Annotated in this window: 25 protein-coding genes; 1 reads left to right on the forward strand and 24 read right to left on the reverse strand. The window is 63.5% G+C overall.

The genetic code is table 11. The annotated features are described in order from the left end of the window. Positions 1 to 230: 230 nt before the first annotated feature. The 17 genes from B058_RS0108290 to B058_RS0108365 form a co-directional block, all read right to left on the reverse strand. Positions 231 to 581, reverse strand: coding sequence for a DUF488 domain-containing protein (locus B058_RS0108290; RefSeq protein WP_018508010.1), 351 nt, complete (start codon positions 579 to 581; stop codon positions 231 to 233). Positions 582 to 590: 9 nt separating this feature from the next. Further along, complete coding sequence (sodC, locus tag B058_RS0108295) at positions 591 to 1,112, reverse strand: superoxide dismutase family protein (RefSeq protein ID WP_026240752.1); 522 nt, start codon at positions 1,110 to 1,112, stop codon at positions 591 to 593. Between the two features lie 154 nt (positions 1,113 to 1,266). Beyond that, a complete protein-coding gene (locus tag B058_RS0108300; RefSeq protein WP_018508012.1) occupies positions 1,267 to 1,641 on the reverse strand; it encodes a hypothetical protein in 375 nt (124 codons plus the stop codon). Positions 1,642 to 1,755: 114 nt separating this feature from the next. Next, on the reverse strand, positions 1,756 to 2,628 hold the full coding sequence (locus B058_RS0108305) for a DMT family transporter (RefSeq protein WP_051082076.1): 873 nt from the start codon (positions 2,626 to 2,628) through the stop codon (positions 1,756 to 1,758). A gap of 142 nt (positions 2,629 to 2,770) precedes the next feature. Next, positions 2,771 to 3,193: a VOC family protein gene (locus B058_RS0108310; RefSeq protein ID WP_018508014.1), complete on the reverse strand. Its 423-nt coding sequence runs from the start codon at positions 3,191 to 3,193 to the stop codon at positions 2,771 to 2,773. Positions 3,194 to 3,247: 54 nt separating this feature from the next. Then, positions 3,248 to 3,943, reverse strand: a complete 696-nt coding sequence (locus tag B058_RS0108315; protein ID WP_018508015.1) for a VIT1/CCC1 transporter family protein — start codon at positions 3,941 to 3,943, stop codon at positions 3,248 to 3,250. A 106-nt stretch (positions 3,944 to 4,049) separates the two neighbouring features. Further along, positions 4,050 to 4,301 carry a hypothetical protein gene (locus B058_RS17530; RefSeq protein WP_211208666.1) on the reverse strand — a complete coding sequence of 84 codons (252 nt, stop codon included), beginning with the start codon at positions 4,299 to 4,301 and terminating at the stop codon, positions 4,050 to 4,052. Further along, positions 4,291 to 6,066: a gamma-glutamyltransferase gene (gene ggt / locus B058_RS0108320; protein ID WP_051082078.1), complete on the reverse strand. Its 1,776-nt coding sequence runs from the start codon at positions 6,064 to 6,066 to the stop codon at positions 4,291 to 4,293. Before ggt ends, B058_RS17530 begins: the two co-directional genes overlap by 11 nt. Before the next feature lie 85 nt (positions 6,067 to 6,151). Beyond that, entirely contained in the window at positions 6,152 to 7,348 is a 1,197-nt protein-coding gene (locus tag B058_RS0108325; RefSeq protein WP_018508017.1) for an NnrS family protein, read from the reverse strand. Between the two features lie 62 nt (positions 7,349 to 7,410). After that, positions 7,411 to 7,731: a TusE/DsrC/DsvC family sulfur relay protein gene (locus B058_RS0108330; protein ID WP_018508018.1), complete on the reverse strand. Its 321-nt coding sequence runs from the start codon at positions 7,729 to 7,731 to the stop codon at positions 7,411 to 7,413. A gap of 100 nt (positions 7,732 to 7,831) precedes the next feature. Beyond that, positions 7,832 to 9,382, reverse strand: a complete 1,551-nt coding sequence (locus B058_RS0108335; protein ID WP_018508019.1) for an NAD(P)/FAD-dependent oxidoreductase — start codon at positions 9,380 to 9,382, stop codon at positions 7,832 to 7,834. A gap of 33 nt (positions 9,383 to 9,415) precedes the next feature. Beyond that, positions 9,416 to 10,099: a respiratory nitrate reductase subunit gamma gene (gene narI, locus B058_RS0108340; RefSeq protein ID WP_018508020.1), complete on the reverse strand. Its 684-nt coding sequence runs from the start codon at positions 10,097 to 10,099 to the stop codon at positions 9,416 to 9,418. A gap of 17 nt (positions 10,100 to 10,116) precedes the next feature. Continuing rightward, a complete protein-coding gene (gene narJ / locus B058_RS0108345) occupies positions 10,117 to 10,773 on the reverse strand; it encodes a nitrate reductase molybdenum cofactor assembly chaperone (RefSeq protein ID WP_018508021.1) in 657 nt (218 codons plus the stop codon). Between the two features lie 12 nt (positions 10,774 to 10,785). Next, positions 10,786 to 12,333: a nitrate reductase subunit beta gene (narH, locus tag B058_RS0108350; RefSeq protein ID WP_018508022.1), complete on the reverse strand. Its 1,548-nt coding sequence runs from the start codon at positions 12,331 to 12,333 to the stop codon at positions 10,786 to 10,788. A gap of 117 nt (positions 12,334 to 12,450) precedes the next feature. Continuing rightward, complete coding sequence (locus tag B058_RS0108355) at positions 12,451 to 16,152, reverse strand: nitrate reductase subunit alpha (RefSeq protein WP_018508023.1); 3,702 nt, start codon at positions 16,150 to 16,152, stop codon at positions 12,451 to 12,453. A 99-nt stretch (positions 16,153 to 16,251) separates the two neighbouring features. Further along, a complete protein-coding gene (locus B058_RS0108360; RefSeq protein WP_018508024.1) occupies positions 16,252 to 17,862 on the reverse strand; it encodes an MFS transporter in 1,611 nt (536 codons plus the stop codon). Between the two features lie 27 nt (positions 17,863 to 17,889). After that, the gene (locus B058_RS0108365; RefSeq protein ID WP_018508025.1) at positions 17,890 to 19,143 is read right to left on the reverse strand and encodes an MFS transporter; all 1,254 of its coding nucleotides are present in this window, start codon (positions 19,141 to 19,143) and stop codon (positions 17,890 to 17,892) included. A gap of 358 nt (positions 19,144 to 19,501) precedes the next feature. Here B058_RS0108365 and B058_RS0108370 point away from each other — a divergent pair, with 358 nt between their 5' ends. Next, positions 19,502 to 19,930 carry a c-type cytochrome gene (locus B058_RS0108370; RefSeq protein ID WP_018508026.1) on the forward strand — a complete coding sequence of 143 codons (429 nt, stop codon included), beginning with the start codon at positions 19,502 to 19,504 and terminating at the stop codon, positions 19,928 to 19,930. Between the two features lie 99 nt (positions 19,931 to 20,029). On the opposite strand, the gene B058_RS0108375 is transcribed toward B058_RS0108370, so the two are convergent. Genes B058_RS0108375 through B058_RS0108405 form a run of 7 tightly spaced genes read right to left on the reverse strand, consistent with a single transcriptional unit; the run spans position 20,030 to position 24,789 of the window. Continuing rightward, positions 20,030 to 20,629 (reverse strand): nitrous oxide reductase accessory protein NosL, encoded by a 600-nt coding sequence (locus B058_RS0108375; RefSeq protein ID WP_018508027.1) that lies wholly within the window; start codon positions 20,627 to 20,629, stop codon positions 20,030 to 20,032. Beyond that, positions 20,629 to 20,994 carry a toxin-antitoxin system TumE family protein gene (locus B058_RS0108380; RefSeq protein WP_018508028.1) on the reverse strand — a complete coding sequence of 122 codons (366 nt, stop codon included), beginning with the start codon at positions 20,992 to 20,994 and terminating at the stop codon, positions 20,629 to 20,631. The genes B058_RS0108375 and B058_RS0108380 overlap by 1 nt, the downstream gene beginning before the upstream one ends. Further along, positions 20,991 to 21,263 carry a hypothetical protein gene (locus tag B058_RS0108385; RefSeq protein ID WP_018508029.1) on the reverse strand — a complete coding sequence of 91 codons (273 nt, stop codon included), beginning with the start codon at positions 21,261 to 21,263 and terminating at the stop codon, positions 20,991 to 20,993. Before B058_RS0108385 ends, B058_RS0108380 begins: the two co-directional genes overlap by 4 nt. Before the next feature lie 7 nt (positions 21,264 to 21,270). Further along, a complete protein-coding gene (locus B058_RS0108390; protein ID WP_018508030.1) occupies positions 21,271 to 21,795 on the reverse strand; it encodes a nitrous oxide reductase accessory protein NosL in 525 nt (174 codons plus the stop codon). Then, complete coding sequence (locus tag B058_RS0108395) at positions 21,792 to 22,607, reverse strand: ABC transporter permease (protein ID WP_018508031.1); 816 nt, start codon at positions 22,605 to 22,607, stop codon at positions 21,792 to 21,794. The genes B058_RS0108390 and B058_RS0108395 overlap by 4 nt, the downstream gene beginning before the upstream one ends. Positions 22,608 to 22,616: 9 nt before the next feature. After that, entirely contained in the window at positions 22,617 to 23,558 is a 942-nt protein-coding gene (locus tag B058_RS0108400) for an ABC transporter ATP-binding protein (RefSeq protein ID WP_018508032.1), read from the reverse strand. Then, positions 23,530 to 24,789, reverse strand: a complete 1,260-nt coding sequence (locus B058_RS0108405) for a nitrous oxide reductase family maturation protein NosD (protein ID WP_018508033.1) — start codon at positions 24,787 to 24,789, stop codon at positions 23,530 to 23,532. The genes B058_RS0108400 and B058_RS0108405 overlap by 29 nt, the downstream gene beginning before the upstream one ends. Between the last annotated feature and the right edge of the window lie 8 nt (positions 24,790 to 24,797).

The following is a 24,797-nucleotide window of genomic DNA, read 5'->3' on the forward strand; positions in this document are numbered from 1 at the left end:
CCATGACAAAGGATCATCGTTGCGAAAAAATCGGCACGTGGCCGGCAGGCTGGCCTGCGTGTTCGAGCGCGCAGGAAACCGCGATCCTGGCGCGACCCCGCCGCCGAAGCGTGCGCGCGAACACGGTCAAGGCCAGAGGATCGGAAAAAAGAACGCGCCGTGAAGCGGTTGCCGAGGGGGGGGGTTCTAGTGCAGAGTGTTGCGCGGGATCCCCGCCGGCTGCCGATCGGTCAACGCCGGGAAAGCAGGAATGCCCTCAGTGCGACGGCATCGTTGAACCGTTCTTCCCGTGCCGCGAACAGCAGGGTCACCGGCCCGGCTCCAAGGGCCTCGACCGCATGTGTCAGCGCTGCGGGCTGCTGCTGCAATTCCTGCAGGTAGCGACGCTGGAATTCATCCCACTTCGCTGGCTCGTGATTGAACCATTTGCGCAGTTCCGTACTGGGGGCCAGTTCCTTGAGCCACAGGTCGATGCGGGCTTTGTCCCGGGCAAGCCCGCGCGGCCACAGCCGGTCGACCAGGACCCGCATGCCGTCTTCAGCGGAGGGGGGGTCGTAGACCCGCTTGACGCGGATATCCATCCGCAGGCCCTATGGCGTGATGCCGCACACCACGCGTGCGCCGCCGCCGCCCAGCGGGGCCGGATGGTCGGCGTGGTTGTCGCCGCCGGCATGGATCATCAGTGAACGTCCTTTCAGGTCCACCATTTTCAGGCGCGGGGCGAGCACTGGCTGGGTTGCGCTGCCGTTCGGGTCGACGTAGAGCGGCGGCAGGTCGCCCAAATGCCCATCACCCCAGGGGGTGCCATGGCGATTGGTCTTTTCAGGGTCGTAATGCCCGCCTGCGGCAAGTGCGGCAACCGCTTTTCCATCCTTTTCCTTCGGACCGCAATCGGGATTCTGGTGTACATGGAATCCATGCAGGCCGGGCGCCAGACCCTTGAGATCGGGCGTGAACACCAGGCCGTAGCGGGATTCCGAGACGGTGACCTGGCCGACCGACGGGCCGATACCTTGTTCGTTCACGCTGTGCATCGGGACCACCATGTCGGCGATGGCGCTCCAGGATGCAAGGCTGGAAACGAGGGCACATACCAATAACCTGGCTTTCATGTCAGTTCCTCCGGGGGAAATACAGGGTAAGTGTCCGCGGCCGGCAAGCGGCATGCCTGTCGCGGATCATCTGGAAGCGTAGGCCATGTTCCATCCTTGGCAAGCGCGTATTTCGAGGCCGGGTGCCGCTCACGCCCGCGTCCTGTGCCGGGTCTTACTCCCATCTGCAATCCCTCAGGAATACGGGAGCCTTGTCCACCCGTTGGCCGGATGCCACCGGCAAATCTGATCCCTCGTGCAGCATCCGAACGCGCGCGTTGTCGGGATCCTCTTCGAGGACATAGCGTGCACCTCGTTCGAAACGTGCGCTCAGAACATAGCAGCGGATAGTCTGGGGCAGGAGAGGGTGTCCGTAGGGCACGCTGCTTATCCACAGGACATGCGGGCCCGGCGACAGCAGGTAGATCGTGTCCCGGAATGCATTCGGAATGCGGATCGCGGACACGGGCCTCTGGTCGACGCCACGCAGCAACACGGGGTGCCGCGAATGGTCGCTCAACACGGCCACCTGGGAAGTGTCGTCGGTCATGGAGATATCGAGCGGGACGACAGAATGGGATAGCGGCGCACATCCGCCAATCGATAGGACAGCAAGCCAGAGAAGAGGTGGGCGGATCACTCGCATCGAGGCACGGACTGTCGTCTACGGGCGGCTTGCCGGGATGGCGTGCGGGCGTAAGGTCGGTTTTTCGAGAATGACCAGCGCAATCCCGCCGAGAATGGCGGCCGACGCCAAGGCCAGCCGCAGGGTGAGTGATTCGCCAAGAAACAGGATGCCGCCCAGCGCGGTAATCACGGGGACGCTGAGCTGCACGATCGAAGCCTGGGTGGCCTTCAGTGCCGGCAAGACCATGTACCAGATGGCATAGCCCATCCCGGACGCCAGCGCGCCCGACAGGATCGCATAGCCGATCCCGGCATAATCCAGTGGCGTGCCATGCATCATGAACAGGCTCAATGCGGCTGCTATGGGCGTTGCTCGCAGGAAGTTGCCCGCCGTGACCCGGAGGGGGTTCCCTGCACCTTTCCCGCGCAGGGAATAGATGCCCCATGCAATCCCGGCGCCCAGCATGAATACCGAGCCCAGCAGCGGCGGTGCCGAGAGGCCCGGGAGCAGGAGGCCGATCAGCCCCCCGAAGGCGAGGATGAACCCGGCAAGCTGCATGCGTCCCAGACGTTCGCCTGTCCACATGCCGTGGCCGATCATCGTCGCCTGGACGACGCCAAACAGCAGCAGCGCACCCGTTGCCGCCGGCAGACTTACATAGGCAAAAGAAAAGCCCGCCGCATAGGCAAACAGCGCCAGCGCGGATAGCCAGTTGCCGCGTCCGGCCGTGGTGCCTTGTCTTGCCTTCACCAGCAGCCAGAGTGTGAGCGCGCCGGAGGCCAGCCGGAGGGTCGTGAAGCTGGCCGGGTCGATGCTGGTGTGTTTGAGCGCAATCCGGCAGAACAGGGAATTGCCCGCAAAGGCCAGCATGGCGAGCGACGTCAGGGTGAGGGTACGGGTAGGGGACATGGCAGGTTTCTTTCGATCGCCATCTGAAGGCCAGGCGACGTTGGGCGACAGGGTATCCGCCTTCAGCGTTGCCTCCAAGCCCTTCGCTGGAGGGCTGTTTCATGAAACCCCAGGCTGTCCTGGAAACGGTACGGGGCCGGTGTCACGCATCCAGGACCCATTGGGGATTCCAGGCCACTTCCCAGAGATGCTGGTCCGGATCCAGGAAGTAGCCTGCGTACCCGCCCCAGAAGGTATCGTGGGCAGGCTTGACGATGCGGGCGCCTGCGGCGGCGGCCTGGGCCATCACCGCATCGACGTCGGCCCTGGACGCAACGTTATGCGCAAGCGAGATGTCGGTGGCATTGGGGGGACCTGCAGCCAGGCCGGTATCGTGGGCGAGGCTTTCCCGAGGCCACAGCGCCAGCTTCAGGCCGCCCTGGAGTTCGAAGAATGCGACGGCACCGAACGCAAACTCCCGTCCCACGATGCCTTCGGTCTTGAGGCCCATGCCTTCGGCATAGAATGTCACCGCACGGTCGAGATCGTCCACGCCAAGGGTAATCAAGCTGACACGCGGTTGCATAGGTATTTTCTCCATAAAGCATGAGGTGTTATCCAAGACCCGTTATGCGGCTGCTCAAGCCAGCGTGCCAAACAAGGCCCCGACGCCGGCCGTCACGCCCATGGCCAACGCGCCCCAGAACGTGACGCGCAGGGCGCCCATCGCCACCCGCGAACCGCCGGCACGGGCCGCCACGCCGCCCAGAAGTGCCAGGAACACGAGCGAGGTTGCCGAGACGAGCGGGATCAAGTCCGCTTCCGGTGCGAATACCGTGACCAGAAGCGGCATGGCTGCGCCGACGGAGAAGCTGGCAGCCGAAGAAAGCGCCGCCTGGATCGGCCGAGCAGTCAGCGCCTCGGATATCCCAAGTTCGTCGCGTGCATGCGCGCCGAGCGCGTCGTGCGCCATGAGCTGGTCGACGACCTGCTTCGCCAGTGTCGGATCGAGTCCGCGGTTGACATAGATTGCCGCCAGTTCCCGGTGTTCGCCCAGATCGTTCGTCTTCAGTTCCTGTCGCTCGAGTTCGAGGTCGGCCTGCTCGGTGTCCGCCTGGGAGTGCACGGAGACATATTCGCCGGCTGCCATCGACATGGCACCCGCGACCAGGCCGGCAAGCCCGGCGACGAGAACGCTGCTGTGGCCGCCCTGTGCCGATGCAACGCCGAGGATCAGACTGGCCGTGGAAACAATGCCGTCATTCGCCCCCAGCACCGCTGCGCGCAGCCAGCCGATACGGTCAGTGCGGTGTCGTTCCTTGTGACGTCGCGGCATGTTCCTTTTCTCTATCGGCTGCGGTCACGCACGTGCTGCGTGGCCAGGGGTTGGGATGAGCCGGGGGTTGTGGACAGCCTCCATCAGACCCAAACAAGCCCTCATGTTAGCGAGATCGCCTCGCGCTCGGCAAGGCATCCGCCACGTATCGATGGCGCTCCAGTACACCCTGTTCAATCTCATGCAGATAGAGGAACTCGGGCGCCTTGACGCCGGCTCGCCGTCTGATTTCCACCCGTTCCGGAGATTCGAAGAATCGCCGAGCGGCATCAAGCGAAGACCATTCGGAAAAATGGACGACGCGGTTTGCATCACGGTCGAAGCGCAGCAACCGATAACTGATTTCGTCAGTATCCAACCCGAATCACCGTCCCCTCGCGCCGCCTGTCGGCAGCCCCGTGATGCAGGCCGGTCGCGGGATCGACGACGACGGCCTGGACCGAGCCGATGGTTTCGCGGCAGCCATCCGTTCCGGATTCGCCCAGGCCGGTATGCCCGAGTGTGCGCAGCGTGTCCTGCGTGGCGGGACTGAAGGGCGGCTGCATGAAGGCCTGGCCGCCTTCGCAGCTCACCTTGCCCGTTGCGTTGGTAACAGACAGGCGCGGTGCATCGATGGCCTGCTGCATCGTCATGCCGTGGTCGATGAAGTTGAGCGTGACGTTGAGCACCGAGTTGATGATGGTGGCGCCGCCGGGCGAGCCGTAGGCGGCGACGGGCTTGCCGTCCTTCAGCAGCAGCAGCGGCGCCATGCTGGAGCGCGGACGTTTGAATGGCGCGACGTCGTTGGTGCCAGGATTGCCTTCGGCGGGGTCGGCGCTGGGCAGGAAATTGAAATCGGTCAGTTCGTTGTTGAGCAGGAAACCATAGCCCGGCACGGTGATGCCGGAACCCCAGGTGTACTCGATGGTGGTGGTATAGCTCACCATGTTGCCCCAGCGGTCGACGATGGCGAAGTGGGTGGTGTGGAGGCTTTCCGCCCGCGTGCGGGCCGGTTTTGGCTGCACGGCATGCCACGGCGTGAGGTCGCCTGCCTGCGGCGTGTCCATGCGGCGGTCGGGCCGGATCAGGGCGGAACGTGCCGTCAGGTAGCCGGGGTTCAGCAGGGCGCGTTGCGCCGCCGGCGCGGCATCGTCGTCGCCGATCCACACCGCGCGGTCGGCAAATGCCAGGCGCATGGCCTCGGTCATCACATGCAGGGTCTTGGGGCTGCCGAAGCCATAGCCCTGTGCGACGTCGCCGAGCGGAAAGCGCTCGAGCAGCTTCAGGATTTCGAAGAGCGTGAGGCCGCCGGAGGAGGGGGGCGGCATGCCGGCGAGGATCCAGCCGCGATAGTGGCCGACCAGCGGCCGGCGGATCGCCACCCGATACTGCGCCAGATCGGCGAGCGTCATGCGGCCCTTGCCCGCGTCGCCGAGTTCGCTGCGCCCGCGCTGCTGCGCCTTGACGATGGCGCGCGCGATCGGGCCGCGGTAGAAGGCATCGGGGCCTTGGGATGCAATCAGCTTCAGGGTCTTCGCCAGGGCGGGCTGGACCAGCCAGTCGCCCTCGGCCAGCGGCACGCCGCCGGGACGAAAGGTTGCCGCGGTTTCCGGCTGGATCTGGGTGCGGCCGTCGTCGTTCGCGATGTCCTCCGCCAGGAAACGATTGACGCGAAAACCGTGCTCGGCGAGTTCGATCGCGGGGGCCAGCGTGTCGGCCAGCTTCATCGTGCCCCAGCGGCGCAGTGCAGTGTCGACGCCGAGGAGCGTGCCCGGCACGCCCACCGCGAGGCCGCTGGTCGAGGCGAGCGGAAAGGCCATCGGCAGGCCGCCGGGGGCGAACATGTCGGCGCTGGCGTGCGCCGGGGCGCGTTCGCGCGAATCGACGAAGAAGGTCTCGCCGGTCTTGGCCACATGGACCAGCATGAAGCCGCCGCCGCCGATGCCGGACGATTGCGGCTCGACGACGTTCAACGCGAATTGCACCGCGGCGGCGGCATCGATGGCGTTGCCGCCCTGCGCCAGGATGCGTGCGCCGGCCGCAGCGGCGGCAGGCTGCGAGACCGCCACGATGCCGTCGGGCGAGGCGGCCAGCGCAGAGGCCGACAGCAGACAGAGGACGAACCAGCGCGCAATACGGGTCATGGGCCACGGCCGGGAGCGGCGGAAAAAGGAGCAGGGCAGAGCCTGCACCGGTTTGGCCGCGCGCGTCAATGCGCGGACCGGGAGTTCAGCCGGGTTTGCCGTCGACGCGCGGGCGCAGCAGCATCGGGGCATACACTGCCACGAACAGGCCGAATGCGGCGATCCACACCAGTCCGGCCACGGCCATGCCTTGCGTATACGCCGCAGGAAAAAGCAGCGGCAGCGCGACGCGGGCCAGCGCGGCGAGGTTGATCGCCACGAAGGCCAGCGTCATGATCGGTAGTGGTTCCAACTGACGGCCGGTGTGGCCGAGCGAGACGCGCGCCATCATGCCCAGGGTCAGGGCGCCGATGGCGCCGGCGGTGAAGGCATGCAGCGCGCTGCCGGCGGCGGCGTTCCATCCGGCCGCCGACAGTGCCAGCAGCGCGAAGCCGAGCGGTATCCACGCATAGCCCAGATGGAGGATCCACAGCAGCGGCACCGACCAGAATTTTGGGGTATACCAGCCCGCCAGGCGGATCGCGTGGGCCGCCGCCGCTACAGCGGCAAGCAGGGCCGTAGCGGGCGAGGCCGGCGCGACCAGCGCGGCAATCAATGCCAGCAGGGTGGCGGCCGGTACCAGCCATTCGATGATTTTCCAGCGGCGCGCGCGGGTGTGCAGCTTGTTGTCGGTGAAGCTGGGGATCACCCGTCCGCCCATCGCCGTGATCATCATGATCACCACATAGACACCCAGATGCAGCCCCGGTCGTGCCGTGCCGGACGTCCAGTGCAGGGCGTCGGCGTGTACCAGCGCATTGGCTGCAGCCAGCGCCAGCAGCAGGATGGGGAAGGGATAGTTGTGCAGCTGCTTCGCCTGCAGGATCGGCCACGCCAGTACGATTGCCAGCGCTGGCAGGAACGCCAGGTCGACCAGCGCGACCAGCCCGGCCGGCAGGCCCGGAATCAGGAAGCCCAGGCGCCCCGCCAGCCACAACAGGAACAGCGCGGCCAGCGGGCGGCCCGACGGGGTGCGGAGGCCGGTCCAGTTCTGTGCCGCGGTCAGCAGAAAACCGGCAATCACCGATACGGCGAAGCCGAACACCATTTCATGACCGTGCCACACCAGCGGGAGCAATTCGCCCGGAATGATGACGCCGCCCAGAACAAGCAACCACAGCGCCATCATCAATACGGCATAGAGGCCGGCCGCCAGGAAGAACGGCCGGAATCCGAGCGCAAAGGGCGCCCAGCCGGTGGGCGGCGGACGCTTCGCTCGATCGTCGATGGGCAGCATGGCCATGCGGTGCGGGTGGGATCAATCAGGTTGAGAAGTGCCACCCTGCGCCGTTCGCAGGTCGTCGATCAGCCCGTACTCCAGGCTCGCGGACGTTTCATGCCGGCGATCTTGCAGGCCTGCTTCACATAGCCATAGGGAAACAGTTCGAACAGCTTCTTCTGCGCATCCCTGCCCATGCGTTCGGCCAGATGCTTGATGACGAAGCGGGCATCGGCTGCGATCTGGTGCTCGTCATAGTATTCGCGCATGAAACGGATGGCATCCCAATGGTCGTCGGTGAGCTGGATGTTCTCGCCTTCGGCCAGGACCTGGGCTATTTCCTCATTCCAGTCTCCCGGTTCGATCAGATAACCTTCCGCGTCGCGTTCGGGCAAATCGATGGCCATGGTTTTCTCCTGTTCCGATTACGTTGCTTAATAATTCATTTTGCATATATGTTTACATGTTCTGCCGATGCGATCAAGCCGGGACCGGAAGCACATCCCGTCATGTCCCTCCGCCGTGGAATTCGACACCCGGCTGGCGTTCCGGCAGGGCTTCCACCAGCAGTTCGCGCCGTGCCAGCGCCATGGCCTCGACGCCCGGTTCGTTCAGATACGATTTGGCGTCGGACACCGCGGCAGCCAGCAGGTCGGCTGCCAGTGCGTCGGGATCGCGACCGACCGATTTGGCCAGCGCCCTGAGCTCGATGCAGGGATCCTGCGGCAGCCGGATTTCGAGAGGCTTGCCGCCACTGGCCGCCATCAGCGGCGGGTGCGGTTCGCCGCTTTTTCCGGCCAGCACTCGGCTCATCACGCCGGCGATGTGCGAAGCGACGGAAGGAGTGTGGCCAGCAGGCTGCAGACGGATCCGGTTGACGAAGTACTTCTCGAAATCGACCTTGGCCTGATGCACCCAGCGCCCCTGGCGCATCCAGTTGATGTCGCGCAAGGGCACCTGGGGCTCCGACAGGTAGGCTGCGCCGGTGTTGCCCATGTCGCTCAACCACTTGGCGCGTTGCGGGACATAGCTCGTCAGCGGCGCATCGCCGAGTTGGGCCAGGATGTTGTGCACCGCGATCTCGCCGGCTTTCTGGATCGCGTATACCGAGTCGGGGGAGCCCACCGGCACCGGGGTGTGGGTTACTGCCGGTTGCGCCACGCAGGCGCCCAGGGCGAATACGTTGGGGTAGTCCGGATTGCGCAGGTATTCATCCACGATCACGAGTCCATGCCTGTCGACCAGGCCGGCGGCACTGCGTACGCCGGGCACGCCGCCGAAAGCCGGCCAGTAGACCGAATAGGCGTAGGGCAGGGTATGGGTCTGCTTGGTGCCACCGGCGGCATTGAGTTCGGCGATGTGGAGGACGTCCGCGTCGACGCGCGTCGTGATGGCGTTGCAGATCACACTGATCTTGGTGTCGACCAGCGCGGCAGTCACCGCGCCCCGGCTGGCGCCTTCGCCGCCGAGGCCGAGATGACCGGGCCAGGGTTCGGGCGTGACGAGGGTGATCGGCACCCGCTCGCGGATGTTGCGGCGCTTGAGGTCTGCATCGATCAGGAAGGCATATTCGTAGAGCGGTCCCAACACGCTGGCGCCCGGCGCCGCGCCAATCACGATCGGTCCGGGATGGCGCACGAATTCGCGGTAGGCTGCCAGCGCGCGCTCGGCCTGGTCGATGTGGATCACCGAATACGTATGGTCGGCGAGACCGGGAATCGCGTCGGTCATGCCGCTTGCGCCTGTGGCGATCAGCAGCGCATCGTAATACAGCACGTCGCCGTTCTCCAGGTCGACCTGGATGACGTCGGGGTGGATGCGCTCGACGGCGCTGTGGATGAACTTGATGCCGCGCGATTCCAGATAGGGCGCGATGGGGAAGGCGATATCGGCGCGTTCGCGCCAGCCCATGGCAATCCAGGGATTGGACGGCACGAAGTGAAAATAGGGCTTGTCCGACACCACCGTCACTTCGTCGTGCGGACCCAGTTGGGCTTTCAGGGCATAGGCCGCGGTCACGCCCGCGATGCCGGCTCCCAGGATGACAACATGCGTCATTTCAGTCTCCTTGATTCGTTGAGGCCACGTTGCTCAGCCACGCGGGCGCACCAGTTGCCAGGCGCGCACGGCGTAGGTCGTCGCGGCAAAGCCGCTCCACACATGCACCAGACGCGTGAACGGGAAGACGAGGAAGATCGTCATGCCGAGGAAAAGGTGCGTCTTGAATACCCAGCCAGCGCTGGCCAGCAGTTCGACCGCATCGCCACGGAAGGTGACGATGCGCTGCGCCCATTCGGCCAGCCGGATCATCATGCTGCCGTCCAGATGCTGGGCCGACAGCGGGATAGTCGCCAACCCGAGCAGCAGTTGCAGCCACAGCAGCAGCAGGACCAGGATGTCGCTGAACTTCGAGGTGGCGCGGATGCGCGGCTCGGTCAGGCGGCGGTGCAGCAGCAGGCTGAGGCCGGCGAAGGCCAGCACACCTGCCGTGCCGCCCGACACCATGGCCAGCACCTGCTTGGCGCCTGCGCTGATGAAAGGCTCGTAGACGAAATGCGGCGTCAGCATGCCGAAGAAGTGGCCGAAAAACAGGAACAGCACGCCGACGTGGAACAGGTTGCTGCCCAGCCGCAGCTGGCCGCGCCTGAGCAGCTGCGAGGAATCGCTCTTCCATGTGTACTGTTCGCGGTCGAAGCGGATCAGGCTGCCTAGCAGGAATACCGTCAGGGCGATGTAGGGATAGATTCCAAACAGGAAGGTTTGCGAGTAGGACATTTCAGATTCTCCTGTGATTAGATCGCTGCCTGCCGGCGCGAGGCCGGCATCTGCACCACGGATACCTGCGGACCGGGTTTGAGCAGCGGTTCGACGCCGTCGATCGACGGGCCGAACAATTCCATCGCCTCGTCCATGTCGCGCACCGGCGGCTCGGCCAGTTTCTGCGCGGCCACCGGCGACAGCGCTTCCAGCACCTGGAAGGCGGTGGCGTAGGGGCTGCCGTTGGCATCGAGCTTGCGGCCAATGGTGGCGATCACGTGCACGGCGTCGCCGAGCAGTTCGATGGCTTCCTCTGCCGACAACAGCGACAGGAATTCGAGGAACAGCGGCACGTAATCCGGTAGTTCGGCGGCGCTGGCGTCGAAGTCGTGCTTCCAGTACTCCTCCAGCAGATCGATCATCGCCGAGCCGCGGTCGCGCGATTCGCCGTGGATGTGCTCGAACAAGTGCAGCGAATGCGAGGGATTGCGATCGAAAGTGGCGACATAGTTTTCCTGCAGCGCGATCAGTTTCGACTCGTGCAGCAGATCGAACAGTGGCGCGAGTCGGGCTGGTGCACCGCCATTGAAGTCGGCTTCGTCCTCCAGCGCGGCGTGCATCTCGGGTAGCGCCGCCAGCCACTCGGATTCCGGGTAGCACAGCAGCAAGGACAGGACTTTGAAGGTTTTCATCGTGCGGGCTCCTTAACCGGTTTTCTTTTTGGCGTGCAGCTGCGACAGGTCGACCGGGACGGCATTCTTGCGGTTGCCGAACAGGGTGGTCTTGGGCGTCACCCCATCCGAACAGCCGTTGCCGAAGGTGAAGCCGCAGCTCGACTTCTCCTCGAAGGTGTTGAGCGTTTCCTCACGGTGGGTGGTGGGGATGACGAAACGATCCTCGTAGTTGGCGATCGCAAGATAGCGGTACATCTCGTCGGCCTGCGCGGAAGAGAGGCCTACCTGGTCGAGCGCTGCGGTGTTGGGCTTGCCTTCCACCGACTTGCCGCGCATGTAGGCGCGCATCGCCAGCAGGCGATCGAGCGCGGTGACGATCGGCTTTTCCTTGCCGCCGGTGAGCAGGTTGGCGAGGTAGGTGATGGGGATGCGCAGCGACTTGGTGTCGGGAATGATGCCGTTCATCCCCATCTGCCCCGACTCGGCGGCCGACTGGATAGGGGAGAGCGGCGGCACGTACCACACCATCGGCAGCGTGCGGTATTCCGGGTGCAACGGGAAGGCGATCTTCCAGTCGATCGCCATCTTGTAGACCGGCGATTTCACCGCGGCGTCGAGCCAGGCTTCCGGGATGCCTTCGGCACGCGCGGCGGCGATGACGGCGGGGTCGCTGGGGTCGAGGAAGATCTTCAGCTGCGCCTCGTAGAGCTCCTTCTCGTCGGCCACGCTGGCGGCCTCCTCGATGCGGTCGGCGTCGTACAGGATCACGCCCAGATAGCGGATGCGGCCGACGCAGGATTCCGAGCACACCGTGGGCTGCCCTGCTTCGATGCGCGGATAGCAGAAGATGCATTTCTCGGCCTTGCCGGACTTCCAGTTGTAGTAGATCTTCTTGTACGGACAGCCGGAGATGCACATGCGCCAGCCGCGGCACTTGTCCTGGTCGACCAGCACGATGCCGTCTTCCTCGCGCTTGTAGATCGATCCGGAGGGGCAGGAGGCGACGCAGGTCGGATTGAGGCAGTGCTCGCACAGTCGCGGCAGGTACATCAGGAAGGTGTTCTCGAAGGTCGAGTGCATTTCCTTCTGCACGTTGTCGAAGTTCTTGTCGCGGCTGCGCGAGGAGAATTCGCCGCCGAGGTCGTCTTCCCAGTTCGGGCCCCAGTTGATCTTCTCCATCTTCTCGCCGGTGATGGCCGAGATCGGGCGCGCGGTGGGCGGCGTCTCCGACAGCGGCGCCTTCTGCAGGTGCTGGTAGTCGTAGGTGAAGGGCTCGTAATAGTCGTCGATCTCCGGCAGGTTGGGGTTGCCGAAAATGTTGGCGAGAATCTTCAGGCGGCTGCCCTGGCGCGGCTCGAGCTTGCCGTCGCCTTTCAGTTTCCAGCCGCCGTTCCATATGTCCTGGTTCTCCCACTGCTTCGGATAGCCGATGCCGGGCTTCGACTCGACGTTGTTGAACCACGCGTATTCCATGCCTTCGCGCGAGGTCCACACGTTCTTGCAGGTGACCGAACAGGTGTGACAGCCGATGCACTTGTCGAGGTTCAACACCATGGCAATCTGGGCACGCACTTTCATGTTGTAACTCCTTGCCTGACAGGGGCGGCATGCCCCTGTGCGTTGTAAAAACCCCGCACCGGAGAGAGGTGGCGCGGGTAAGAGGGGCGGGAGACACCCTTCTTGAAACGTTTCATTTCAGCGCTCGACCAGCGGACCTTCCATCCAGTCCACCTTCTTCATCTTGCGCACGATCACGTATTCGTCACGGTTGGAACCCACCGTGCCGTAGTAGTTGAAACCGTAGGCCAGCTGCGCGTAGCCGCCGATCATGTGGGTCGGCTTGGTAATGGTGCGCGTCACCGAGTTGTGGATGCCGCCGCGGAATCCGCTCACCTCTGCACCTGGCACGTTGACGATTTTTTCCTGTGCGTGGTACATCAGGCACATGCCCTTGGGCACCCGCTGGCTGACCACGACGCGCGCGGTCAGCGTGCCGTTGACGTTGAACACCTCGACCCAGTCGTTGTCGACCAGGCCCGCCTGCTTCGCCTCGATCTCCGACACCCAGACGTGCGGGCCGCCGCGCGACAGCGTGAGCATGCGCAGGTTGTCGGTGTAGGTGCTGTGGATGCCCCATTTCTGGTGCGGGGTGATCCAGTTGAGCACCAGTTCGTGGTGGCCGTTCGGCTTCTTGCCCAGCAGCGGCGCGATCGTCTTGGTGTCGACCGGCGGCTTGTACACGCACAGGCCCTCGCCGAAATCCAGCATCCACTGATGGTCCTGGTAGAACTGCTGGCGGCCGGTGAGGGTGCGCCAGGGGATCAACTCGTGCACGTTGGTGAAGCAGGCGTTGTACGACACGTGCTCCGATTCCAGACCCGACCAGGTCGGCGAGGAGATGATCTTCCTCGGCTGCACCTGGATGTCGCGGAAACGGATCTTGTCGTCCTCGCGCGAACTGGCCAGATGCGTGTGGTCGCGGCCGGTGATCTTGGACAGCGCCTCCCACGCCTTCACCGCCACATGGCCATTGGTTTCCGGCGCCAGCATCAGGACCACTTCGCAGGCATCGATGGCCGATTCGATCCTAGGCATCCCCTTGCTGATGCCTTCCTCGGTAACGGTGTAGTTCAGTTCGGCGAGTTGCTGCACTTCGACTTCGGTATTCCAGCTGATGCCCTTGCCGCCGTTGCCGACCTTGGTCATCAGCGGGCCCAGCGCGGTGAATTTCTTGTAGGTGTCGCCGTAATCGCGCGTCACCACCGTCATCGTCGGCATGGTCTTGCCGGGAATCGGATCGACCTCGCCATTCTTCCAGTCGCGCACGCCCAGGCTCTGCCCTAGTTCGGACGGCGTGTCGTGCATCAGCGGCGTCAATACCAGGTCCTTCTGCGTGCCCAGATGCGTGGCGGCGAGCTCGGAGAACTTCTTCGCGATGGTCTTGTAGATTTCCCAGTCCGATTTCGATTCCCACAGCGGCTGCACCGCTTCGGAGAGCGGGTGGATGAAGGGATGCATGTCCGAAGTGTTGAGGTCGTCCTTCTCGTACCAGGTGGCCGACGGCAGCACGATGTCGGAATACAGGCAGGTGGTCGACATGCGGAAGTCGAGCGTCACCAGCAGGTCCAGCTTGCCTTCTGCGCCCTTGTCGTGCCACACGACTTCCTTCGGCTTGGCCTCGCCCAGCTCGCCGAGATCCGGTCCCAGCACCGCGTTCTGCGTGCCGAGCAGGTACTTGAGGAAATATTCGTGGCCCTTGCCCGAGGAACCCAGCAAGTTGGAGCGCCACACGAACAGGTTGCGCGGGAAGTTCTTCGGGTTGTCCGGATCCTCGCAGGAGAACTTGAGCGCGCCGCTCTTGATCTGCTCGACCGCATACTTGACCGGGTCGATGCCGGCGGCGTCAGCCGCCCGCGTGATGTCCAGTGGGTTGGTTTCCAGCTGCGGTGCGGACGGCAGCCAGCCCATGCGCTCGGCGCGCACGTTGAAATCGATCAGCCGGTAATCGCCCAGATTCTTGTTCGCGGTGGGCGACAGGATCTCCGACGCGGCCAGCTTCTCGTGGCGCCACTGGCTGGTGTGGGCATAGAAGAATGAGGTGGAGTTCATCTGCCGCGGCGGACGATGCCAGTCGAGACCGAACGCCAGCGGCGCCCAGCCGGTCTGCGGCCGCAGCTTTTCCTGCCCGACGTAGTGCGCCCAGCCGCCGCCCGACTGGCCGATGCAGCCGCACATCATGAGGAGGTTCATGATGCCGCGGTAGATCATGTCGTTGTGGTACCAATGGTTGAGCGCGGCGCCAAGGATGACCATGGACTTGCCGAGGGTCTTGTCGGCGTTGTCGGCGAATTCGCGCGCCACCGTGATGATGTCGGCACGCGGCACCCCGCAGTGTTTCTCGGCCCAGGCCGGGGTGTAGGGCACGTCGTCGTCGTAGCTCTCGGGCACGTTCGGCCCGCCGAGGCCGCGGTCGACGCCGTAATTGGCCAGCGTCAGGTCATAGACGGTGGCCACATACACGTCCTTGCCGCCGACGCTGATGAGCTTGACCGGCATATTGCGGACGAGCAGGTCGTTGTGGTCGTCGCCGCCGAAATAGGGCATGGCGACTTCGACAATCTCGTCGTGGTTGCTCAGCAGGCTCAACTGCGGCTTCACCTCTTTATTGGAATAGCCGTCGCGCATTTCCAGGTTCCACGCACCGGACTGGCCCCAACGGAAACCGATCGATCCGTTGGGCGCGACCAGGTAGCCGGTGTTCTCGTCGTACACCACGGTCTTCCATTCGGGATTGTTGTCCTGTCCCATGTGGCCGGTGAGATCGGAGGCGCGCAGGTAGCGGTCGGCGATCAGCTTGTCTTCGTGCGCCTTCAGCATGACCAGCATCGGCATGTCGTTGTACTGACGGCAGTAGGTATCGAAATATTGGCTCTTGCTCTTGTTGTGGAATTCGCTGAGGATGACGTGGCCCATCGCCAGCGCGAGCGCGGCATCGGTGCCCTGCCGGGGCGCCAGCCAGATGTCGCCGAACTTCACCATCTCGCCGAAGTCGCTTGATACCGCCACCGTCTTGGTGCCCTTGTAGCGCACCTCGGTGTAGAAGTGGGCGTCGGGGGTGCGCGTCTGCGGCACGTTGGAGCCCCACACCATCAGATAGGTCGAGTTGTACCAGTCGGCCGATTCAGGCACGTCGGTCTGCTCGCCCCATACCTGCGGGCTCGACGGCGGCAGGTCGCAGTACCAGTCGTAGAACGAGCCGCACACGCCGCCGATCAGCGACATGTAGCGGCTGCCGGCGGCGTAGCTCACCATCGACATGGCGGGAATCGGCGAGAACCCGTAGATGCGGTCGGGGCCGAATTCCTTGATGGTGAAGACGTTGGATGCGGCGATCATTTCCGTCACCTCGTCCCACTTGGCGCGCACGAAGCCGCCCTGGCCGCGCACCGACTTGTAGCGCCGGGCCTTCTCGGGGTCCTGGCTGATCGATTTCCAGGCTGCAACCGGGTCCATGGTCTCGCGCGCCTCGCGCCACATTTCCATCAGGCGGCCGCGGATCAGCGGGTATTTCACGCGCTGCGCCGAATACACGTACCAGGAGTAGCTGGCACCGCGCGGACAGCCGCGCGGCTCGTGGTTGGGCAGGTCGGGGCGGGTGCGCGGATAGTCGGTCTGCTGGATTTCCCAAGTGATGAGACCATTCTTGACGAAGATCTTCCAGCTGCACGAACCGGTACAGTTCACCCCGTGGGTGGAACGGACCACCTTGTCCTGCTGCCAGCGGTTGCGGTAGGCGTTCTCCCAGCTGCGGTCTTCGTTGCTGACGACGCCATGGCCATTGGAATAACTGGCGATGTTCTTCTTGAAGAAGGTCAATCGGTCGAGAAAGTGACTCATGTATTCGCTCCTTTGTCGCTCATTGCTGAGCGGTTGGCAGTGAGCAGTAAGCGGTGAGTGAGACTGAGGCTTTTCCGCTCCCTGCTCACCGCTTACCGCTTACGGATTCTTGACGTAGGCGTTCTTGCGCAGATAAAACCACCAGTTCAACAGCAGGCACACGGCGTAGAAGATGGCGAAGCCGTACATGGCGTTTTGCGGGGTTCCCGCCTTGATCTGGTTCTTGATCACCTCTGGGGCAATAAATGAACCATAGGCTGCAACGGCGGAAGTCCAACCCAGAACGGGCCCGGCCTGCACGCGGTCGAAGATCACGCCGACGGTGCGGAAGGTGGAGCCGTTGCCCATGCCGGTGGCGGCGAACAGCACCACGAACACCACCAGGAACTGGGTGAAGTAGATCTCGGGCGTGGCCGACTGATAGGCCTGCATCAGAACCCAGCCGGCGTAGACCGAGGCGGCGACCATCACCGCCGAGATGATCTGGGTGACGATGGAGCCGCCGACCTTGTCGGAAATCCAGCCTCCCACCGGGCGGATCAGCGCGCCGACGAAGGGGCCGATCCATGCGTATTGCAGGGCGGAGGGGGCATGCGGGTTTTTCGCATGCGTCCAGACGCCGGTGGCGGCATCCAGGACATGGCTGTTGCCGAAGATGACCGTGATCGACAGCGGCAGCGCCATCGAGAAGCCGATGAACGAACCGAAGGTGACGAGGTAGAGCGCCGTCATCGACCAGGTGTGCTTGTTGTTGAAGATGGCGAACTGCTTGGCGATGTTCTCCTTCATCGGACCGAAGGCGGCCAGCTTCAGGATCACCAGCGTGACGACGATGATGAGCGGCATCGCCACCCACATGTTGAGCATCCCCAGCCCGGTGGGGGCGGGCAGATAGAGGTAGAGGCCGCCGATGGCGGGGACGAATACCAGGGTATAGAGCCAGGTGACCTTGAAGAAGGCGGAGACGGCGTTGCCCGCATCCGGCGACACTGGCAGCAGATTGTTCATGCCGAACCAGGCGATGATCCCGAGCGGCACCAGCGACAGCACCCAGGTGAGGCCGGCGTTCTGGATGTAGGTGGGGGTGCCGGCGAGGATCTTGCCGAAGATCCAGCCGCTGTCCTTGACCAGTGTCATCGGCTCGCCGCCCAGTGCGCCGAACACGCTGACCGTCATCACCAGCGGGATGAGGATCTGCATGGTAGTGACACCGAAATTCCCTAGGCCTGCATTGATCCCCAGTGCCGTGCCCTGCAGACGCTTGGGAAAGAAGGTGCTGATATTGGACATCGAACTGGCGAAGTTGCCGCCGCCGACGCCCGACCACAGCGCCATCAACTGGAAGCTCCACAACGGCCAGTCGGGATGCTGCAGGACGATGCCGGTGCCAATCGCCGGCGCCAGCAGCATGGACGTGGTAAGGAAGATGACGTTGCGCCCGCCGGCCAGCCGGATGAAGAAGGAAGACGGGATGCGCATCGTCGCACCGGCCAGCCCCGAGATCGCGGTCAGCGTGAACAGCTCGTCCTGGCTGAACGGGAAGCCCAGATTGGACATCTGCACGGTGATGATGCCCCACATCAGCCACACGGCGAATCCGCACAGGAGGGCCGGCACCGAGATCCACAGGTTGCGGTAGGCAATCTTCCTGCCGGTCGTTTCCCAGAAAGTGGGATCTTCCGGATTCCATTCTTTGATATTGGTGGACATAGATCGCTCCTGGCTTGAAAGAGGGGATTACTCGAGAGGGTCGGCGCCTGTAGTTCTGATCATCGGCAGCTTGCGAACCTCGGTCAGGTACATCCAGATCAGCGATACCCAGGTGATGCCGTACATCAGCATGAAGATGCCGCTGTTGATGCCGGTGAGATCGACGATGGCGCCGAACAGGATGGGCAGGACGAAGCCGCCGAGGCCGCCCATCAGCCCGACGATGCCCGAAATGACGCCGATGTTGTCGGGGTATTCGTCCGAGATGTACTTGAATACCGAGGCCTTGCCGAACGCCCAGCACAGGCCAAGCACGAACAGCAGCGCAGTGAATACCCAGACGTTGAGGCCGATATGCAGCGCGAATTCACCCTTGGTGGTCTGGATCACCATGTCGGTCTGCGGATAGGACAGCAGGAACAGGCAGATCCACGACACCCACATCACCCACCAGGTGAGCCGGTGCGCGCCGACCTTGTCGGAAATCCAACCGCCCACCGCGCGCATTACGCCGCCCGGCAGCGAAAAGCAGGCTGCCATCAATGCCGCGGTCTTGATGGAGAAGCCGTACTCGGTGATGAAATACTTGGTCAGCCAGAGCGACAGGGCCACATAGCCGCCGAACACGATCGAGTAATACTGGGAAAGCTTCCAGACGTTGGGATCCTTCAGTGCGGCGAGCTGTTGCCTGAACGTGATGTGGCTGGGCACGTGATGCGCCGTGTCGGTGTAGGTGAAGATCCAGAACAGGATGGCCATGAGCAGCATGGCCACCGCGTACACGTGCGGCACGGCCTGCCAGCCGTAGGCGACGACCAGGGTGGGTGCGACGAACTTGGTCAGCGCCGCCCCCGAGTTGCCGGCGCCGAAGATGCCCATGGCAAACCCCTGCCGTTTTTTCGGGAACCAGCGGGCCACGTAGGCGATGCCGACCGAGAAGGACCCCCCGGCCACGCCGACGAACAGCGCCAGCAGCAGGAAATGCCAGTATGCGGTGGCGTAGCCGATCAGCCAGATCGGCACGACGGTCGCCAGCATCAATACGAAAAAGACGATGCGGCCGCCCAGCTTGTCGGTCCACATGCCGAGCGGCAGCCGGATGAGCGAACCCGTCAGCACCGGCGTGGCCACCAGGATGCCGAACTCGGTCTCGTTCAGGCTCAGCATCTTCTTGATAGGGATGCCGATAATGGCGAACATCATCCATACGGCGAAGCAGGCGGTGAACGCCAGCGTGCTCATCGTGAGCACGGAAATCTGCTTCTGTGTCTGGGTCGCCATGATGCATCCTTTGCAGAGACTTCAAGACTGGTTTATCTGAAATATTGATCGCAGTGTATGCCTATGGATGTAGATGAAAAGGGTGAAATTTGTATGTTTTGAGACGCTTTCTACCTCCAAAGAGGTAGTGGGAGTAGCTTGTCAAGCTGATGTTTTGTAATGGGTATTTTGGTGTTTGCTTAACGCGGACCGGGAGAATGGATATATTGGGAGTAGCTCTTCAGCGGTGAAGACTGGCCGGAAGTGAGGTGCTATATTTTGAATCGTAACGAGGTGGCCTGTCCGATGTGATGTGCAGGCCGCCTGGGCCGGACGCTTTAGAAATCACACCCCTTTACCAGCACAACAGGAAACTCAAATGAAAAAAACATCGCTTATCCTCGCCATCTCACTCGCAACGCTGTTGGGCGCCTGCGGGAAACAGGAAAGTGCGCCTGAGGCCGCTGCGCCGGCAGCGCCCGAGGCGGTCGCACCGGCACCAGCCGTCATGGAGAAGCATGACGAAGCCGCAAACAAGCCTGAAGAGGCCGCGAACGACGTGGGCAAGAAGGTGTTCGGCGCCGTCTGCTCGATGTGCCATGCGTCCGGCGCGGCGGGCGCGCCGAAGTTCGGCAATAAGGAGGAGTGGGGACCGCGTATCGCCCAGGGCATGGACGTTCTGTACAAGCATGCACTCGAAGGCTTTACCGGCGCAAAAGGCATGATGCCTGCGCGCGGCGGCTCCACCACACTGTCGGACGACGACGTCAAGGCTGCGGTGAACTACATGGTGGATAAAGCTAAATAAGAATCGAATTCGAGCCTTCGGGCTTGCTGGGAAACGGGGGCGAGCGATCGCCCCCGTTTTTTTGGGCGGGTTCTATCGCGAGCGTCCGATCTGCCCGGGTCAGTGTCGGTGATGGCCGTTGCGGCTCAGGGATGCCAGCAGGCGGGGCGTCATGTCCGGGGCGGTCAGCACGGTACCGCGATACTGTCGGATAAAGGCATCCGCAGCCGCGCGGCTGGCGAAGGCGGGCAGGTCGGCGGTGCGCATCGGGCCGGTGACTGCGGAGCCGTGGACGAAATGGGCCTGTCCGGCCTCGATCCATCGCCCGCTTTCGAGATCGCGCACATAGCTCACGGCAACGTCGTCGGAAGTGTAGCGCCGATCGTAGCGATCGACCTTGTGGAGAAAATCGAACAGGTTGACCGGCGAGTCGAAGTAATGGGCAGCCCCATCCTTGAAAATGATCTGGGCAGCCCAGCGCGGATAACGGGCGGGATACATGCCGCACACCGGGCAGCGTGCATCGGCGGGTATCGGCCGCGGCGCGTACATGGGCAGGCCCGACGCTGGGTCGTAGGGTGTGGCGGGGGCGACGATGCACAGCGCATTGTTGAACGGGGCGATGTCGCGTGCCGGTTGCCCATCGGCGAACAGCAGCAGGGAGATGGTGAAGGCGATCGTGAGGCCACCCGACGACAGCAGTCTGGATGGCCGTGGCATCAGCCGATGTCCTTGGCGCCTAGCATGGGGTCGTCGAGCAGGGCGCGGATCAAATGGCGCAGGTTCTCTTCCGGCGAGGCATCGGGGTGCGTGATCGGGTCGGCCACGATGCGGTTTGCCGCATCGTGGAAATGATTGGGGAAGGTTGCCAGGCCGGGATGCAAGGGCGCCGTGTCGATGCCGGATTCGACCTCGCCGTAAACCCAGCGCAAGGAATAGGCATCGGACGCGGCATAACGCACTTCCAACGTCACGCCATTCCTCAGGCGGACGCTGAGCGCGTCCTGCCGGTGTTCGATCGCCCCATCCAGATCGTTCTGGAATGCGTGCTCGATTGCTTTGCCGAGTTCGAGGTGCAGGCTCATGTCCTGTTGGCCTCTTTCACGCGCTCGGCCAGCGCAGCCCGGGCCGCTTCGCGGGTGTCCTCGAGAATCCGGGCCGCCAGATAGTGTTCATAGGCCGGATGCTCGGCTACCTCGCCGGCCTGGATTTTCTGCAGCAGTGCCGCCTCGTCCGCGACCTGGTGGAACTGCAGGATGGTCTGGCGGTTCTCGCGCAGTTCGTAGGCCAACCGGGCCAGTTGTTCGATTTCGGTTGCCGTCTCGAACGCGACGCTTTCAAAGAATTCGGGCATGGGGTCCTTACATATGGCTGTCGTTAAGCACGCCGCCGTTCAGCACGACCATGGCGGGCTGGATATCGGCAAACCGGTAGATCTTGCCGCCGTATTCGGCAACGAATTTCGTCGCATCCCGTTCCAGCGCAAAACTGGCGATGGTCGGTCCCATCGACCCCTCGCGCTTGCTGCCGTAGACGTAGTAGGCGGATTTCGCGTCGATCCAGTGGCCGTGCGGTTCGTCCCAGGCCGTCTTGCCCATGTCCTGTACGAAAATGCCGCGTACATCCCTGACCTGTTCCGGGGTGAGATAGACATGGAACATCTCCACGGTGTCGCAGAAGAAGTCCGGCTCCGCCTGCCCAGCGTAGAAGATCTGCGCCTTGGGGCCGGGATAGTCGGCCAGCAGCATGCCGTCGAGGGAGCAGGATGTGTCGCGGGTGATTTCCAGCGGCGCCACCGTGGCCGGGCCGGAGGACTGTCCGCAGGCCGCCAGCAGGGTTGTTGCCGTAAGCGCGACAAGGATGAGCGTACGTCTGATTGAAGTCATGTGCGGAATCTCCAGCTTGCGATACCCAATGGCACCACGATCCAGGCGAGCATCACCAGGCCGAGTAGCCAGGGATTGGCCAATGCAGGGGGAAAAACGGTCGTCAGTCCGTACAGGGTGCGGACGTCGTCCAGGGAAAAAATGTTGAGGATGCGGAACACGTCGGCAGGGTTCGCCAGCAGCAGGTAGGGAAAGATCTCGCCACCCCACTGGCCGCCGGTGACGACCAGCGCGCCGAGCAGGAGCAGGTCGAACACCAGTACGAAGAAGAACCAGGTGGCGATCGCGAGCCCCGAGGCACGGGTGCGGTCGGCGGCGAACACCGACAGCATCACCGCCAGGCTCAGGAAGGCGCAGCCCAGCAGCACCGAACTGAGCATGAAGCCGAAGTAGTGGTACAGGGCGTTGAGATCGAGCCGGGTCGACAGCACGATCGCCACCAGGCCGAAACCGGCGATGGTCGAGAAAGCCAGCGCCGCGGCCAGCCCCACGTATTTGCCCAGCAACAGTTCCAGGCGCGTGATGGGCATCGAGAGCAGGAGGTCGAGCGATCCCCGCTCGCGCTCGCCGACGATGGCGTCGAAACCCAGGACCAGCGCGATCAGGGGAATCAGGTAGATGACCAGGCTGACCAGGCTGGCGATGGTGATGTCGATCGAGCGGAAGCCGACGGAGCCCTGCTGCGCCGCACCGAAGTAGGCGATGACCAGCGCGAAGGCGGTGAATACCAGCGCCACGGCCAGCACCCAGCGGTTGCGGATACGGTCCCAGAATTCCTTGCTCGCGATGGTGGCGATCTGTGCGATTTCCATGTCGCCCTCTCAGTCCGAAAAACCGAAGAACACGTCTTCAAGCGAGGGCTCGCGCACCGTGAGGTCGCGGACCCGGCCATCCAGCCGGGCGAGCGCCTCGATCACGGCCATCTTCGCCTCGCGCCGGCACCGCACCTTCACATGGTCGTCGTGCGCCTCGATCGCGTCCACCTGCAGATGGGAAAGCGCTGAACGCACCGCCTCGAAATCCTCCTTCGCGACGCGCACGCTGAACCACAGCGGCAGGTCCACCTGTTCGCGCAAATCCTGCACCGTGCCGCGGGCCTGTACCTTGCCGGCGGTCATGATCGCAATGCGATCCACGCGTTCCTGGATCTCGGCAAGGATGTGGGAAGTGATGACCGTCGTCACGCCTTCGCTTCTGAGCTGTCGGAGCGTCGAGTAAAAACTGCGGATCGCCTCCGGGTCCAGTCCGGTGGTGGGCTCGTCGAGAAACAGGATGCGCGGCTTGCCGAGCAATGCCTGGGCAAAGCCGAGACGCTGGCGCATGCCTTTGGAGTATTCGCGCACGCGCCGTTTGGCCGCGTGTGCAAGGCCTACGCGTTCGAGCGTCGGCGCCGCCTCCGCCGGCGAGACGCCTTTCAGCCTGGCAAAGAACCAGAGCGTCTCGAGGCCGGTGAGATTGTCATACAGCACCACGTTTTCCGGCAGGTAGCCGACCGTGCGCCGTACGGCACGGAAATCGCGGCCGGTGACGAGCGCGCCGCCGATGCGGATATCGCCCGCGGTAGAGGGGAGCAGGCCGAGCATCATCTTGAATAGCGTGCTCTTGCCGGCACCGTTATGTCCGATGAGGCCGAACAGTTCGCCGGAACGGATGTCGAGGTCGACGCCGTCGACCGCGTGGATGTTTCCGTAGTGCTTGCGCACCCCGTGCGCGACGATCAGGGACGCGCCGGCGTCATTGAGGGTGGGAAGGGAAGATTCCACGCCATTGTCTCCAGTCGGGGTTGTGCGGCTGCATCCGCGGTTGGGGGTCGACGATGCTCGTGGCGCGTAGCAGCGGGAACTGCTGGCTGACCATGCGCAGCGTCTGCACGGCCGGGCTGGCCAGCAGCAGCTTCATCATCGGGTGGCGCCAGGACAGGTAGTCGACCATGTCGTTCGCTTCGTAGGGCACATCCCCGATGCCGTCGCCGTTGCGGTCCCAGCCCACATAGTTGCTCCAGTAGTTGCCGGGCCAGATCTCGTCCCGGCTGGCCACGTACTTGATCTGGGTCCGGTTCAGGATGAAATCGTTGCCTTCCGCCTTGTTGTGATAGGAGCCCGCCCACAGATGCACGCCGACCGTGTTATCCATCACGAGGTTGTTACGAATGGTGTTGTACTCGGCATCGTAAATGAAAAATCCCCGGCCATTGCCGGCGACGATGTTCCCCTCGATCACTGAATCCTGAATGGTGCGCAGCATGATCCCGTGGTCGGAGTTGCCCCAGGCGCGGTTGTTTCGCACGATCTGGTTGCGTACTTCCATGAGTGCCAGCCCCCCCCGGTTGTGGTACGAGTCGTTGCCTTCCCACACGTTGTAGTAGGAGTTCATGTAATGCGATCCGTAGCGCACATCGTGAATGCGATTGTTTCGGAAGATTGCATGGTGGGACACATCCACGTAGATACCGTCGCGCACGAAGCTGATCTGGTTTCCGACGATGCGCGCCCGTTGCGTGTTGTAGAGCTGGATGCCATTGCCACGCGAGGCGGATCGGTAGTCGCGCTTGCCGGTAATCAGGTTGTTCTCGACATGTACGTCATTTGCCTTTTCAATCCACAGGCCGAAAAGATTGTAGGTCAGGTCACAGTTGTGCACGGTCGCACGATTCGCGCCCGGCCGGATGTAGATGCCGGCATTCTGCTCGACCAGGCTGTCGCCGGAATCGCGCACGATCAGTCCGTCGATGGTGACATCCTCGGCGGTGATGCGGATGGTGTCGCCCTTGAGGCCGCCGCTCAGCGTGGGCCGGTCGATTCCCTTCAGCGTCAGGGGCTTGTCGATCAGCAGGTTTTCCCGGTACAGGCCACGTTCCACCCGAACTTCGTCTCCCGGGCGGGCCTGGTCGATGGCCGCGCCGATGGACTGGCCCGGGTGCACCGTCAGGATGTCGGCGAACGCCAGCCTTGCGACCGGCAGGCAAGCCAGCAGGCCAGCGAGGGCGAGCAGCACGGCCGGCC

It is taken from the genome of Thiobacillus thioparus DSM 505 (genome assembly GCF_000373385.1).
GTDB classification, from domain to species: Bacteria; Pseudomonadota; Gammaproteobacteria; order Burkholderiales; family Thiobacillaceae; genus Thiobacillus; species Thiobacillus thioparus.